A 12,398-nucleotide genomic window follows, 5' to 3' on the forward strand; every position below is an offset into this window, starting at 1 on the left:
GCGGAGCCCGCCTCACCGCGCCGCATCTGGCCCCCGCGCCGAACCAGCCTGCGAAGGCAGGCTTCTCGCCGGTGTTGCCGCGGGTTCACCCGCCCCGGCGCGAATGGTGGCCGAAGCGAGAATTCTCGATCCGAAGCGACGATCACTCTCCCCTGGAGGAACCCCATGAGCCGGATGAAGCTCGCGCTCGCGCTGGTGGCGCCCGCGCTGCTCCTGGCGCCGCTCCCGGCGCTCGCGCAGGAGAGGCCCGAGCAGGCCGCCGAGCGCTACTTCGAGGCGATGAAGGGCGGCGACTGGACCGGGGCCGCCGCCATGATGCACCCGAGCGCGCTGCAGGCGTTCAAGCAGCTCCTGCACGGCGTGGGCGCCATGCAGCGCGGCGACGTGATGCTCGACTCGCTCTTCGGCCTCAGGTCCGCCGACCTGCCGGCGCTGTCGGACGCGCAGGTCTACGCCCGCGTCATCGAGCGCCTGATGTCGAGGGACCCCGAGACGCGGCAGATCATGAGCAAGGCGCGCTACCACGGCCTGCGCCACGCCATGGTGGGCGACACCGCGCACGTGGACTACGAGATGGGCCTCACCGTGCAGGGCACCCCCATCACCGTCCCCGCCCGCATCAGCCTGATGCGCGACGGCGGGCAGTGGAAGGCGCTCCTCTCGCGCGACACGGAGCAGATGCTGAGGGACCTGGAGCGCGCGCTGGGGACGCCCGCCGCTCCGGCCCGGCCGTGAGCGGCGCCGCGTCGTCCGGCGTTCCGTCCGACGCGCTCGACCCCGGCTTCGCGCAGGGCGGCGAGCTGGCCGAGCTGTGCGTGCGCGCCGTCACCGTCGCCGCGCACGACCTGGGGCTCGACCCGCGCCTCTTCGTCGAGGAGCTGGCGCAGGGCGAGATCGGCCTGCTGGTCCACTACCTGGACCAGGCGGCCGGGCACGTGGACGACGTGGACCTGCGGCTCCGCATCGAGGGTCTCCTGCACCGCCTGACCGCGTGGACGGAGGGCGCGTGAGCTGAAACCCGCCTCCGGGGGAGTGCGTACGGCGCGGCGAAACTCGCCGCGCCGTTCTTTTCTTTCACGATTCCGGAGGACCCCCCATGCACCCGCGGACCCCCGTCCGTCTCGCCGCGCTCGCCTGCGCCGTGCTCGTCTCCGCCGCACCCCTGGCCGCGCAGGACGCGGGAGACGAGGACAACGTCCCCGCGTGCCCCGTCGACCACCACAGCCTCGAAATCCCCGCCCCCGGCCACGGGCTCAGCCTGGGCAACTCCGCGCGCCACACCGGAATCCGCGTCAACCTGGTCGACCGGTGCGTGGAGCGCGTGAGCGGGGTGAACCTCACGCTCTGGAAGCCGAAGGACAACCCGGACCTGGTGGTCAACGGAGTGGCGGTGGGCCTGCTGGCCCCGGTGGCGCGCGACATCAACGGCGTGGGCGTGGGCGGGCTGGCGGTAATCGCCGAGGAAGACCTGCACGGGATCGGCGCCGGGGGGCTGGCGGTGATCGTGGAGGAGCGGATCGTGGGCATCGCCGCGGGCGGCCTGGCGGTGATCGGCGACCGGGGGATCGACGGGATCGCGGCCGGCGGGCTGGCGACCATCGCGGAGGGCGACGTCAACGGCGTCGCCGCGGGCGGGCTGGCGGCCATCACCGAGGGGCGGCTGACGGGGATCGCCGCGGGCGGCCTCGCCAGCATCGTGGACGGGTCGGTGCGGGGGATCGGCATCGGCGGGCTCGCCAGCATCGTGGACGGGCCGGTGACCGGCCTGAGCGTCGGGGGGCTGGGGGTGGTGGTGGACGGGGAGGTGACGGGCGTGAGCGTCGCGGGGCTGGGGGTGGTGGTGGACGGCCCGGTGCGCGGCGTCACCATCGGCGGGCTGGGGGCGGTCGCCGACGGCCCGATGGACGGGATCAACGTCGGCGGGCTGGGCGTGGTGGCCGACGGGCGGGTGCGCTGGCTGACGGTGGGCGGGCTGGGCGTGGTGGCGGAGGAGATCGCGGGCCTCGGCGTGGCCGGCGCCTACACGCGCACCGAGCGGCTGAGCGGCGTGGCCGTGGCCCCGTACAACGACGTGCGCGGCACGCAGCGGGGGCTCACGATCGGCATCTACAACTACACGCGCGACCTGCGGGGCGTGCAGCTCGGCCTGCTCAACTACGTGCGCCACAACCCCCCCGGCCGCCGCCTGCTGCCGATCGTCAACTGGGGCGGCTGAGCGGTAAAACGAGAACATTTCCCACGAACGCCGTCATTCTGAGGGAGCGTCCGCGCGATATTCCCCCTCCACTCGAGAGGTGGGACGCGACCGAAGAATCTACTTCGCCTTCCTGGTGGCCAGATCATCGTGCACAAAAGCCGGCCACGCTCGGGGATGATACCACGTTCCGGAGCATCGTTCTGGTTCCAAACAGACAGCAACAGATTGGAATCACACAGAGAACACAGAGAAACAGAGGAACAGAGAAAACCGAAGTCCTCTGTTTCTCTGTGTGAGGCCTTTCAGGACCTATTCCCGAACGATGCTCTGCAAGGTGGTATGAGTAGATTCCTCAGGCGCCGCCGGGCTTCGGTGCGGGAGGGATTTCGGTGCGGCGGCGCCTTCGGAATGACATTCGTTCGAATGTCGCAACGGGAGGGGGAACGCAAAGATGCGGACGAGGCGTTTGTCTCGTCCGCATCGGTGTTCTCGCGGCGGGTCGGTCAGTCGACGCGGGCGAGCTGTCGGGCGTAGCCGCGCAGGCCCTGGACCACGTCGTCGGCGTAAGCCAGCATGTCGCCGACCTTCACCTCGGCGTCGCGCGGCAGGGCCAGCTCCAGCGCCTCGACGGCGCGGATGATGGCCTCGGCGCGGGCGTGGCGCGGCGAGCCGCTCTCGGCCACGTGCGGGCTGGAGACGCGGCGGCGGCGCAGCTTCTCGAACTCGGTGCGCCCGGCGTCGCTCACCGACACCCACTCGCCCTTCTCCTCCACCAGCCCGCGCGACCGGAGCGCACGCACCACGCGCCCGTCCAGGTGTGCGGACGGCACGGGGCCGGTCTGGCGGTAAAGATACCGCAGCAGGTCGACCTGCTTGTCGTTGAGCTTTTCGGTGAGATTTGGTTGCATGGGCGAAATACTATGCACGATAGTCAAAAACGCAAGCTTTCTCTGCGTGCCGCGGTCCGTTCGCGCTGAAGGGACATTCTAAAGGCAACCGGCGTTGTCACAAACAGATGGACGGGAGTAGACGGCGGACGGCGAAATTCCGTTCTGCTTCTCCCCGAGCCGGCCGCGCGAATACACGTCGCTACAGCATCCGTTCCACGAAAAAGTCTGCCGAACATGGAAAGATTCGTTTGCGCCCTTTTGCCAGCGGACTGCAATACACTGGCGATCGCTTCGTCGCTTCGATATGACCCCGCACCTCGTACTCCGTACCTCGTACTCCCGTACTTCACCCCCGCATCGCCTCGGGATCGAGCCCCACCGTCCGGCACCACTCCGCGTACGCGAAGGGGGAGATCTCGGACGGCTTGATCTCGCTGCGGCCGCCCCAGAAGACGTTGGTGTAGGAGACGGGGATGCCGGCCTCCTCCAGGTGCCGGTCGATGGCGGCCTTGTGCGCCAGGACCACGTCCTTGTCGGTGCCGTGCGCCACGCCCATGACGTTGACGCCGCCGAACTCGGGCCCGCCCTCGCGCCAGTAGGCGTGCGTCATGATGTAGTGGCGGCCCACCTCGCGCCCGGCGTCGATCTCGCGCCCCGGCGGCACGCGCCAGTGGAAGAGCGCGTTGTAGCGCGTCACCCGCTCGCCGGCGGCGTTGGGCTTGTAGTGCTCCAGGAAGGTGGAGAAGCGCCCGATCACCCCGCGGCGGTTCAGGTCGCGCGCCACCTCGTAGAACGTCTCCAGCGGCACCCCGGCCTCCGCGGCGCGCGCCGCCCAGGGGTGGTCGCGCACCTCGTCGACGGCGAGCTCGCGCTTGAGCGCCTCCAGGACGCGCCACTGCAGGGTGCTGAGCTCCACCACGTTGACGTCCAGCACCTTGCCGGGCTCGTCGGAGCGCTCTCCCGGCTCCAGCCCGCGCCGGCGCACGTGGCCCACGCCGAGCGTGAACAGCGCCCTGGCCGGGAGGAGCTTGTACGCGAGCGCGCCCGTCTGGCGCACCAGGAACTCGCAGTGCTTCTCCATCGAGTAGCCCTGCGGCACCTTGAGCGTGGTCCACAGCCGGTACTTCGACCCCGTGGTCTCGCGGTCGGTGGAGCGGATGACGACGTGGCCGGAGAAGGGGTCCTGGCGGAACATGTACTCGAAGGCCGCGTCCAGCCGCTCGGGGGGCACCTGCCAGGCCACCAGGGCGCCGGGGGCCAGGTTGGTGGCCATCAGCGTCTGGCGCACGCGGCGGATGGTGCCGGCGGCCAGCAGCGCGCGGATGCGCTCCAGCACGGTGTCGAGCTCCACGCCGGAGAGCCGCGCGATCTCCTGGAACGGCTCCTCCTGGAACCCCTGGAGCCGGTCTTCCGAGACGGCCAGGATCGCCGCGTTGACGGGGTCCGTGGTCTCGACGGGCACCGCCGCGAGGGCGCCCGCTGTGCTATCGTCCATCATCCTGCTCGCCTTTCGATTGGATCACACCGGGGCTTTCGCGCCAGGGGCGGCGAAAGCCGCGGCTACAACTGCAGGAAGCCTCCTGCGGAGGCTGCGGGGCGGCCATCCTCCCGTCGATCAGACATTTGCGCGGGGGCGGCCGCGGTCGAGGCCCGCCTCGCCCCTACGGTACGCCGCTCTTCACTTTCGCACTTTCGCACTTTCGCACTCACGCACTCACGCACTCACGCACTCCTCAGTCGTCCCCCTCGCCGTCCTTGCGGAGCGTGAGCTTGTAGACCTCCGGCGGGGCGTTGGGCTTCACGCGCACCGACTTGGCGGGGATGCCGACGTTGACGTGGTAGGGGCGCACGTCCTTGGTGGCGAGCGCCATGGCGCCCACCATGGCGTTCTCGCCCACCCTGGTGCCCGCCAGCACGGTGGCGTGGTAGGTGATGCGCACGCCGTCGCCGATGATGGTGGGCAGGTCCGAGACGTCCTGCTGGTCGACGATGGAGTGCGTGTGCGAGTAGATGTTGGCGTAGTCGGAGATCGACACCTTGTTGCCCAGCACGATGCCGCCGCGGTCGTCCAGCAGCACGTTGCGGTGCACCACCACGTCGTCGCCCGCCTCCAGGTTGTAGCCGAAGGAGAACTCCACGAAGTGGAAGCACTTGAAGTTCTTCCCCACGCGCTTGAGGATGAACGGCGCCAGCACGCGCCGGAAGCGCACGCCCAGGTGCACGTTGCCGCCCAGCGGGCTCTTGTCGAACATCTGCCACATCCACAGCAGCGGCTTGCGCTCCGTGAACTTCTCTACGTCGACCTCGGCGTAGTATTCGGGCTCGAGCGTGATGTTGCGCGCGTCCATCTGCGCCAGCGCGGCCTGCGCGGCGAGCGGCAGGTGGCGTGGGTCGGCGTCGGCGAGCTGCGGGTAGTAGATGCCGGTGAGCGTGCGGCGGCACAGCTCCCAGCGGTCGTCGCCGCGCTCGAGCGCCTCGCGCAGCTCGCCCAGCCAGCGGTCGTAGACGTCGGTGGCCGCGGCCGCGGGCTCGACCTGGCGGAGCGGATAGATCGGCATGGGTGGGGGCTTTCCGGGGTCCTCTGGCCTGTACCTTCCCTTCCGGCCGAAAGGTAGAGCGCTGGCGCGGGCGAGGCAAATGAACGTGTGGCGCCGCGTCGGCCGGCAGCCCCCGCCTTGGCGCCTGGCGCGCCTGTCCCTCCCCGAACTTCAGGGGAGGGACTTCGGCGCTTCGCGCGACTGGCCGGCACCGGCTCCGTTCCAACACACCAGGGACCAGGCACTCGGGACTTCGCACCTCGCACTTCGCACCTCGCACTCGGCGATTGCCTTGCGCGCCGGCCTGGAGCAGATTGGAGGGACGAAACCCCGCGGCGGGGAAGGGCGTACACAGACGGGTTACCCGGATCCGAACGTGCGGCGGGCACGAAAATCGCGCCGCGCCGGCCCCTCACGAGCAGCGAAGGCCCACACGATGCACGACGTGCTCCGCGCCCGGCTGATGCGCCACATCGAGGCGCTCCCCGAAGCACAGGTCTACCAGGTGCTCGACTACATCGAGTTCCTGACTTCCAAGTACGCCCGCGAGAACCTGCGGCAGCCCGGCGCGTTCCAGCGCTTCACCGAGGTGCTGGAGGACAAGATGCGCGGCCAGGGGCTGGCGTTCGGCACCATCAAGGGCGCGCTGGGCGTGATGGGCACGGCGGGGCGCGTGGTCTCGGGGATCACCGAGGCGGGGCGCTCGGTGATCCGCGAGGTGGAGAGCGTCATCGCGCCGGCCGACGACCCGCGGCCCGCGCAGCTCCCCCCGCCCACGCGCCAGCCCGACGGCGACCCGCAGGCCGGGCCCGCGCCGAACTGACGCGGCGGAACTCACCAGCGAACGGACGGGAGGCATGGCTGAGCGGAGGCGGAGGTCCATCCCCGTGCGGGGACCGGGGTACGACGACGACGAGGGCGACGACGACCTGGTGGGCCCGCGCATGCAGGCGCCCCGGCTGCGCCGCCGGCGGGGTCCCGCCGGCGAGCGCGAGAGCCTGCGCACGCTGGTGCGCGACATCCCCAACTTCGTGAAGCTGCTTGGGCGGCTGGCGAAGGACCCGCGCGTCTCCGCCGCCGACAAGGCGATCGTGCTGGCGGCCATCGCCTACCTGTTCATCCCGGCCGACGTGATCCCCGACTGGATCCCCGCCCTGGGCGAGGTCGAGGACGTGTTCCTGCTGGCGCTGGCGCTCAGCCGCCTGCTGAACAACGCCGGGATCGACGTGCTGATGGACCACTGGGACGGCGACGTGGCCAGCCTGGAGACCGCCCTGGCGGCGCTCGACCGGGCCAGCTCCTTCCTCCCCGAGCCCGTGCGCGGCCTGCTGGGACGGCGGCGCTAGTCACGGCCTCGCCCGGCCGGGACGAACGAAAGCCGGCTCCCTCGCAGGGGAGCCGGCTCTTCTTCGGGGCGGACCAGGCGCGATTCCAGGAGTGGTACCAGACCGTACCTCGCACTTCGCTCTCGCAGTTGACATTTCCCGCGGGGGCGGGATAAATTCCCCCATGGAACCACAGAACCGGACCAACCACACGCCCGCCGTCTCCTCCCGCGAGGGAAGCGCAGACAGGCGGGCTCTGCGTATTCAGGAGGCGCGATGACCCTGCGCGACGCGCTCCCGCCCCGCTTCGCGGGCGAGGGGCTCACCTTCGACGACGTGCTGCTGGTGCCGCGCCGCTCGCTGGTGCACCCGGCCGAGACCAGCGTCAGGAGCCGGCTCACCCGGAAGATCGACCTGGCCGTCCCCCTGGTCTCGGCGGCGATGGACACCGTCACCGAGAGCCGCATGGCCATAACCATGGCCCGCGAGGGGGGGATCGGCATCATCCACAAGAACATGCCCGTCGACCGCCAGGCCGGCGAGGTGGACCGGGTGAAGCGCTCCGAGAGCGGGATGATCGAGGACCCGATCACCACCACCCCGCACGCCACCCTGCGCGAGGTGCTGCGGCAGATGGAGCGCTACTCGGTGAGCGGCGCGCCGGTGGTGGACGAGGAAGGGCGGCTGATCGGGATCATCACCAACCGCGACCTGCAGTTCGAGACCGACCTGGACCGGCCGGTGTTCGAGCTGATGACGGGCTCCGACCGGCTGATCACCGCGCCGGTGGGCACCTCGCTCGACGACGCGGTGAAGGTGCTGCACCAGCACCGCATCGAGAAGCTCCCGGTGGTGGACCAGGGCGGGCGGCTGCGCGGGCTCATCACCGTGAAGGACGTGCGCAAGCGGGCGCAGTTCCCCAACGCCTGCAAGGACGAGCGCGGGCGGCTGCGCGTGGGCGCGGCGGTCGGCGCGCACCCCACGCGCGACCTGGAGCGGGCGCGCGCGCTGGTGGAGGCCGACGTGGACGTGCTGGTGATCGACACCGCGCACGGGCACTCGGTGGGCGTGCTGGACGCCGTCTCGCGCATCCGCGAGGCGCTCCCCGACGTGCAGCTCGTCGCCGGGAACGTGGCCACGCGCGAGGGGGCCGAGGCGCTGGTGGAGCGCGGGGTCGACGCGGTGAAGGTGGGGGTGGGGCCGGGCTCCATCTGCACCACGCGGGTGGTCACCGGGGTGGGCGTGCCGCAGCTCACCGCGGTGATCGACGCGGTGGAGGGCGCGGCCGGCCGGGTGCCGGTGATCGCCGACGGGGGGATCAAGTACTCGGGCGACATCGTAAAGGCGCTGGCCGCGGGGGCGCACGCGGTGATGATGGGCTCCATGCTGGCAGGGACCGAGGAGAGCCCGGGCGAGAGCTTCCTGCTGGAGGGGCGCCGCTTCAAGATCGTGCGCGGGATGGGGAGCCTGGGCGCCATGCAGGAGGGCTCGGCCGACCGCTACTTCCAGGACCAGTCCGCCGGCGCCGCCAAGTTCGTCCCCGAGGGGATCGAGGGGCGCGTCCCCTACAAGGGCGCCGCCTCGGACACCCTGTACCAGCTGGTCGGCGGCCTGCGCGCGGGGATGGGGTACCTGGGGTGCGCCGACATCGAGGCGCTGCGCACCGAGCCGCAGTTCATGCGCATCACCGGCGGGGGACTGCGCGAGAGCCACCCGCACGACGTGACCATCACGCGCGAGGCGCCGAACTACCACGCGTGAGACACGCCCGCGCGGGCAGCCTGTGACGGAGGAGGCCGGACCTCGGGAGCATGCGAGGTCCGGCCTTCGCTCGTGGGGTAGTCGCCGTTCGATCTCACGCGGAACAGCAGAGTCAGCAGAGAACGGCGAGGCGCTCTGCCGACTCTGCTGGCTCTGCGCGCGAGGCATGCAGCTCATACCACTTTGCAGAGCATCGTTCGGGTACAGCTTTCTGATAGAGCATCACACAGAGGACACAGAGGACACAGAGGACACAGAGAAACTTCAATCGCGTCTTCAGTTCCTCCGTGTTCTCTGTGTCCTCTGTGTGATTCCAATCTGTTCGGAACCAGAACAATGCTCGGCAATCTGGTATAACCCCGAAGTGCGAAGTGCTGAGTGCGAAGTGCTCAGGTGTTCGACGCTCCCGCCGATGCGCAAAGGCCGGCGCTCACATTGAGCGCCGGCCTTTTCGCGATCTTTGACTTTCTATCGCCGTACCTCACCTTGCCGCCGCCCCGGTCTCTCCCGCGGGGCGCGAAGCGCGCGGGCGCAGCCCGTTAGTCCGCGCAGGCGGACTTCGTGTAGTTGTTGCAGCGAATTTATTCGCCCGACCATCCGCGCAGGCGGACATCGTGTGGTCGTTGCAGCGAATTCATCCCCCGACGAAGCTATGCCGCCAGCGCCTGCTTGATCTCCTCGAACGGCGGCAGCAGGCTGGGGTTCGTCTCGTGCCAGGCGTAGCGCACCACCCCGTCGGTGCCGATCACGAACGCCGCGCGGTCCGACGCCTGCCGGAGCCCCGGCCCCACCGGCGCCTCGCGCAGCACCCCGAACGCCCGGCTCGCCTCGCGGTTGAAGTCCGAGAGGAACAGGTAGTCCGCCCCGAGTTCCTCGCGGAAGCGGCGCAGCACGTACGGCGAGTCCACGCTGACGGCCGCCACGCGCCCGTTCAGGCCGTTGTAAGATGCAAGGTCGTCGCGCACCGTGCACAGCTCCTCCGTGCAGGTGCTGGAGAACGCCAGCGGAAAGAAGAGCACCACCAGCGGCCGCTCGCTCCACAGCTCCGCCAGCGACACGTGCTTGTGCTCGTGCGAAGGCAGCGCCACGTCGGGCGCCTGCTCGCCCACCTTCAGTCCCATCGCCCGCCCCTCCTCGCGTCTGGAAAGTCGTCTCACCCGCCCGCGCCGAGCCGCAGCGAGCCCAGCGCGGCGCGCACCGCCCCGCGCTCCGCCTCCTCGCGCCCCGCGGGGCAGAAGTACGTGGCGAACGCCACCGCGCCCGGCGCCGTCGCCACCGCCACCATCCAGTACAGCGCCTCCCCTTCGTCCTCGTCCTCGCTCACGAACTCGCAGAGCGCCATCTCCGCCCCGCCCGCGAGCGGCACGTCCTCCACCTCGTCCTCCTCCAGCTCCACGCCGCGGTCTTCCAGGAACGCGTAGAGCTCCTCGGCCGGGTCGGGGAAGTCGTCCTCGTCCGCCGCGAACCCCACCAGGTGCAGCGTCCCCTCGCCGTCCTCGCTCCACACCTCCACCCCGTCGCCGTCCTCGTCGGGCGCGGCCGACCACCCGGGCGGCACCGCCAGGTCGAAGCGTCCCTCGGGGTCGCGGAAGCGTCCAGCGTCGCTCATCGGGCCCGGATCGCGTGGCAGGGGGATGACGAGGCTGCGGAAGATGCGGCGCGGCGCGTCCGGAAGCAAGCGCCCGGAGCGCCGCCGCCACGCGCGCGGAGGTTGGCGGAGTGGACGGGGAGATGTCAGGAAACCGCGTGCAAAAACGTTGTTTCTCTTGACAAAGGACCCGGCACGGAAACTGCCGATTCCGCCCCGCGGCGCACGGCTCGATGCGCTGCTTCCCACCCCCACGAGGAGGCGCCTATCCGCACCTTGGGTGTCAGTCTCATCGCCATCGCAGCCATCGTGGCCAGCCTCACCATCGTCCGCCAGCGTCAGGAAGAGCCGGGCCGGGACAAGGAAAAGAGGCCCGAGCACTCTCCGGCTGCCGTCGACCTGGAGCAGCTTCGCGCCGCCGGCCTCTGAGCCGGCACTCCAGGCCGCACCGGGAGGGTGATCCTCCGGGGCGCGGGTGTCCCAACTGGGACGTCCGCGCCCTGTGTCGTTTCGTCGCGTGTCTCCGTCTCCATCGTGTGACGCCCCGCCGTAACGCAACGATGCAGTAACCGCCCCCCGCCGCCCCATTCACCCTCTCCGCACTTCGCACCTCGCACTTCGCACTGCGGTTTTGGGCGTGTCCCTCCGCTGCGCTCCGGGCCGGGCTGCGCGCGCGGTAGGGCACGATACGACTGTGCCCAACCGCGCCGGGCCGCCGCCGCCACGATACCCCTGTGGCGGCGGCGTCCCGGCCCTGTCGGGCGCGCATCCCTCACGCGGGGGTCTCGTCGCGGAGATGAGTTCCGTAGGGGCGAGCCTGCGAGTCCGAGCACCGGTGGCATCGGCGCAAGAAGCCGCCTGCCGCGCATGTAATGGCATCCGCCCGGTCGAGGCATGCCTCGCCCCTACGAGAACCCCGCTCCCCGCACCGACCCCGTAAAGTCCACCCTCCCGAAGTTGCGAGAGGGTTGCCGCTCTAAGGCGGCGGGTGAGGGCTTGCCTGCAATGTAGATGAACGTCATTCCGGCCATGAAATTCGTTTATTCGGCTCCTCTTCGGGCGCGATTTCCCTGCAAACATCTGTGTGAATGTCAGCAGAATCCAGTGCTGGCGCTGGATTTCTCCCCACACTGGCGTAGGAATTCGCCAAGTGAGGTTGACACAATGGGTTAAGTGTTTTATAATTGTCGTCCATGTTGAATGCCGACTATGGCGAGTGCGGCGGCTATCTCGATGCTGCCGCATTTTCCGTGGCCCAGACAGGAGACATGCCGGTGAATAAGCATGGGATCTCTACCGCGGCGGACAGGTCGCGGCTCAGCAACGATACTCGCTCGCTCCTGCGCTCGCGGTGGGTGCGGGGGATGCTGGTGGGCGTGGCGGCGCTGCAGGGCGTGGCCGTGGCCGTGGGCAAGGCGGGCTACCAGGAGCGCCCGAACCCGCTGGAGGGCGGCGCCACGCTCGGGTCGGTGGCCATGAACCTGGCGCCCGTGGTGGTCGCCAAGCCGATCCGCGTGGCCGTCCAGGTCAGGAAGCCCGCCGCGAAGCCGAAGGCCGAGCCCCGGCTGGCCTCGGCCGAGAAGCTGGCCGAGAAGTACCGCCGCAAGGGCTTCGAGGTGTCGCCGCGCCTGGCGCGGCTGATCGTCGAGGCGGCCGTCGACAACCGCATCGACCCCGAGATCGCCTTCGGCCTGGTGAAGACCGAGAGCGGCTTCAAGGACCGCGCGACCAGCCACGTGGGCGCCATCGGCCTCACGCAGCTCATGCCGGCCACCGCGCGCTGGCTGAAGCCCGGCGTCACCGCGGGCCAGCTGCGCGACTCGGAGACGAACCTGCGCATCGGCTTCCGCTACCTGCGGGACCTGCTGGACAAGTACGACGGCAACGCCGAGCTGGCGCTCACGGCCTACAACCGCGGCCCCGGCACCGTCGACCGCGTGCTGAGGCGCGGCGGCGACCCCGACAACGGGTACTACGGCATGGTCATGGGGTGGCGCAACAGCCACCGCTGACGCGGCCACGCGCACCGGCGTGCTCCTGTACGAGAAGGGGCGCATCCCTCGGGATGCGCCCCTTCTCGCCGTCCGGTGCGGACGGAAC

At 70.2% G+C, this 12,398-nt stretch carries 12 protein-coding genes; 7 read left to right on the forward strand and 5 right to left on the reverse strand.

Features of this window, described 5'->3' with window-relative positions; all coding sequences use genetic code 11:
• Positions 1-165 precede the first annotated feature (165 nt).
• From VF746_27445 to VF746_27455, 3 genes are all read left to right on the forward strand, one after another.
• Entirely contained in the window at positions 166-735 is a 570-nt protein-coding gene (locus VF746_27445) for a hypothetical protein (GenBank protein ID HEX8696183.1), read from the forward strand.
• Positions 732-1,010 carry a hypothetical protein gene (locus tag VF746_27450; protein HEX8696184.1) on the forward strand — a complete coding sequence of 93 codons (279 nt, stop codon included), beginning with the start codon at positions 732-734 and terminating at the stop codon, positions 1,008-1,010. Before VF746_27445 ends, VF746_27450 begins: the two co-directional genes overlap by 4 nt.
• Positions 1,011-1,096: 86 nt before the next feature.
• On the forward strand, positions 1,097-2,215 hold the full coding sequence (locus VF746_27455; GenBank protein HEX8696185.1) for a hypothetical protein: 1,119 nt from the start codon (positions 1,097-1,099) through the stop codon (positions 2,213-2,215).
• A gap of 485 nt (positions 2,216-2,700) precedes the next feature.
• Here VF746_27455 and VF746_27460 read toward each other — a convergent pair whose 3' ends face one another.
• From VF746_27460 to VF746_27470, 3 genes are all read right to left on the reverse strand, one after another.
• Positions 2,701-3,105 (reverse strand): hypothetical protein, encoded by a 405-nt coding sequence (locus VF746_27460; GenBank protein ID HEX8696186.1) that lies wholly within the window; start codon positions 3,103-3,105, stop codon positions 2,701-2,703.
• A gap of 328 nt (positions 3,106-3,433) precedes the next feature.
• On the reverse strand, positions 3,434-4,582 hold the full coding sequence (locus VF746_27465) for a hypothetical protein (GenBank protein HEX8696187.1): 1,149 nt from the start codon (positions 4,580-4,582) through the stop codon (positions 3,434-3,436).
• A 238-nt stretch (positions 4,583-4,820) separates the two neighbouring features.
• On the reverse strand, positions 4,821-5,645 hold the full coding sequence (locus tag VF746_27470) for an acyltransferase (GenBank protein HEX8696188.1): 825 nt from the start codon (positions 5,643-5,645) through the stop codon (positions 4,821-4,823).
• A gap of 415 nt (positions 5,646-6,060) precedes the next feature.
• Between VF746_27470 and VF746_27475 the strand changes: the two genes are divergently transcribed.
• The 3 genes from VF746_27475 to guaB all read left to right on the forward strand — a co-directional run bounded on the left by VF746_27475 (position 6,061) and on the right by guaB (position 8,710).
• Positions 6,061-6,447 (forward strand): DUF2281 domain-containing protein, encoded by a 387-nt coding sequence (locus VF746_27475; GenBank protein HEX8696189.1) that lies wholly within the window; start codon positions 6,061-6,063, stop codon positions 6,445-6,447.
• 34 nt (positions 6,448-6,481) lie between these two features.
• Complete coding sequence (locus VF746_27480; protein HEX8696190.1) at positions 6,482-6,970, forward strand: YkvA family protein; 489 nt, start codon at positions 6,482-6,484, stop codon at positions 6,968-6,970.
• Between the two features lie 255 nt (positions 6,971-7,225).
• Positions 7,226-8,710 carry an IMP dehydrogenase gene (gene guaB, locus VF746_27485; GenBank protein HEX8696191.1) on the forward strand — a complete coding sequence of 495 codons (1,485 nt, stop codon included), beginning with the start codon at positions 7,226-7,228 and terminating at the stop codon, positions 8,708-8,710.
• A gap of 650 nt (positions 8,711-9,360) precedes the next feature.
• On the opposite strand, the gene VF746_27490 is transcribed toward guaB, so the two are convergent.
• Together VF746_27490 and VF746_27495 are read right to left on the reverse strand one after the other, a co-directional pair.
• Positions 9,361-9,831, reverse strand: coding sequence for a peroxiredoxin (locus VF746_27490; protein ID HEX8696192.1), 471 nt, complete (start codon positions 9,829-9,831; stop codon positions 9,361-9,363).
• Positions 9,832-9,863: 32 nt separating this feature from the next.
• Positions 9,864-10,319 carry a hypothetical protein gene (locus tag VF746_27495; GenBank protein HEX8696193.1) on the reverse strand — a complete coding sequence of 152 codons (456 nt, stop codon included), beginning with the start codon at positions 10,317-10,319 and terminating at the stop codon, positions 9,864-9,866.
• Between the two features lie 1,253 nt (positions 10,320-11,572).
• Between VF746_27495 and VF746_27500 the strand changes: the two genes are divergently transcribed.
• The gene (locus VF746_27500) at positions 11,573-12,310 is read left to right on the forward strand and encodes a lytic transglycosylase domain-containing protein (GenBank protein ID HEX8696194.1); all 738 of its coding nucleotides are present in this window, start codon (positions 11,573-11,575) and stop codon (positions 12,308-12,310) included.
• Positions 12,311-12,398: the final 88 nt, after the last annotated feature.

It is taken from the genome of Longimicrobium sp., assembly GCA_036389795.1.
Lineage (GTDB): Bacteria > Gemmatimonadota > Gemmatimonadetes > Longimicrobiales > Longimicrobiaceae > Longimicrobium.

Coding starts and splice junctions, on each gene's coding strand:
- VF746_27445 (HEX8696183.1), top strand. CDS start 166: ATGAGCCGGATGAAGCTCGCGCTCGCGCTGGTGGCGCCCGCGCTGCTC.
- VF746_27455 (HEX8696185.1), top strand. CDS start 1,097: ATGCACCCGCGGACCCCCGTCCGTCTCGCCGCGCTCGCCTGCGCCGTG.
- VF746_27460 (HEX8696186.1), bottom strand. CDS start 3,105: ATGCAACCAAATCTCACCGAAAAGCTCAACGACAAGCAGGTCGACCTG.
- VF746_27465 (HEX8696187.1), bottom strand. CDS start 4,582: ATGGACGATAGCACAGCGGGCGCCCTCGCGGCGGTGCCCGTCGAGACC.
- VF746_27470 (HEX8696188.1), bottom strand. CDS start 5,645: ATGCCGATCTATCCGCTCCGCCAGGTCGAGCCCGCGGCCGCGGCCACC.
- VF746_27475 (HEX8696189.1), top strand. CDS start 6,061: ATGCACGACGTGCTCCGCGCCCGGCTGATGCGCCACATCGAGGCGCTC.
- VF746_27480 (HEX8696190.1), top strand. CDS start 6,482: ATGGCTGAGCGGAGGCGGAGGTCCATCCCCGTGCGGGGACCGGGGTAC.
- guaB (HEX8696191.1), top strand. CDS start 7,226: ATGACCCTGCGCGACGCGCTCCCGCCCCGCTTCGCGGGCGAGGGGCTC.
- VF746_27490 (HEX8696192.1), bottom strand. CDS start 9,831: ATGGGACTGAAGGTGGGCGAGCAGGCGCCCGACGTGGCGCTGCCTTCG.
- VF746_27495 (HEX8696193.1), bottom strand. CDS start 10,319: ATGAGCGACGCTGGACGCTTCCGCGACCCCGAGGGACGCTTCGACCTG.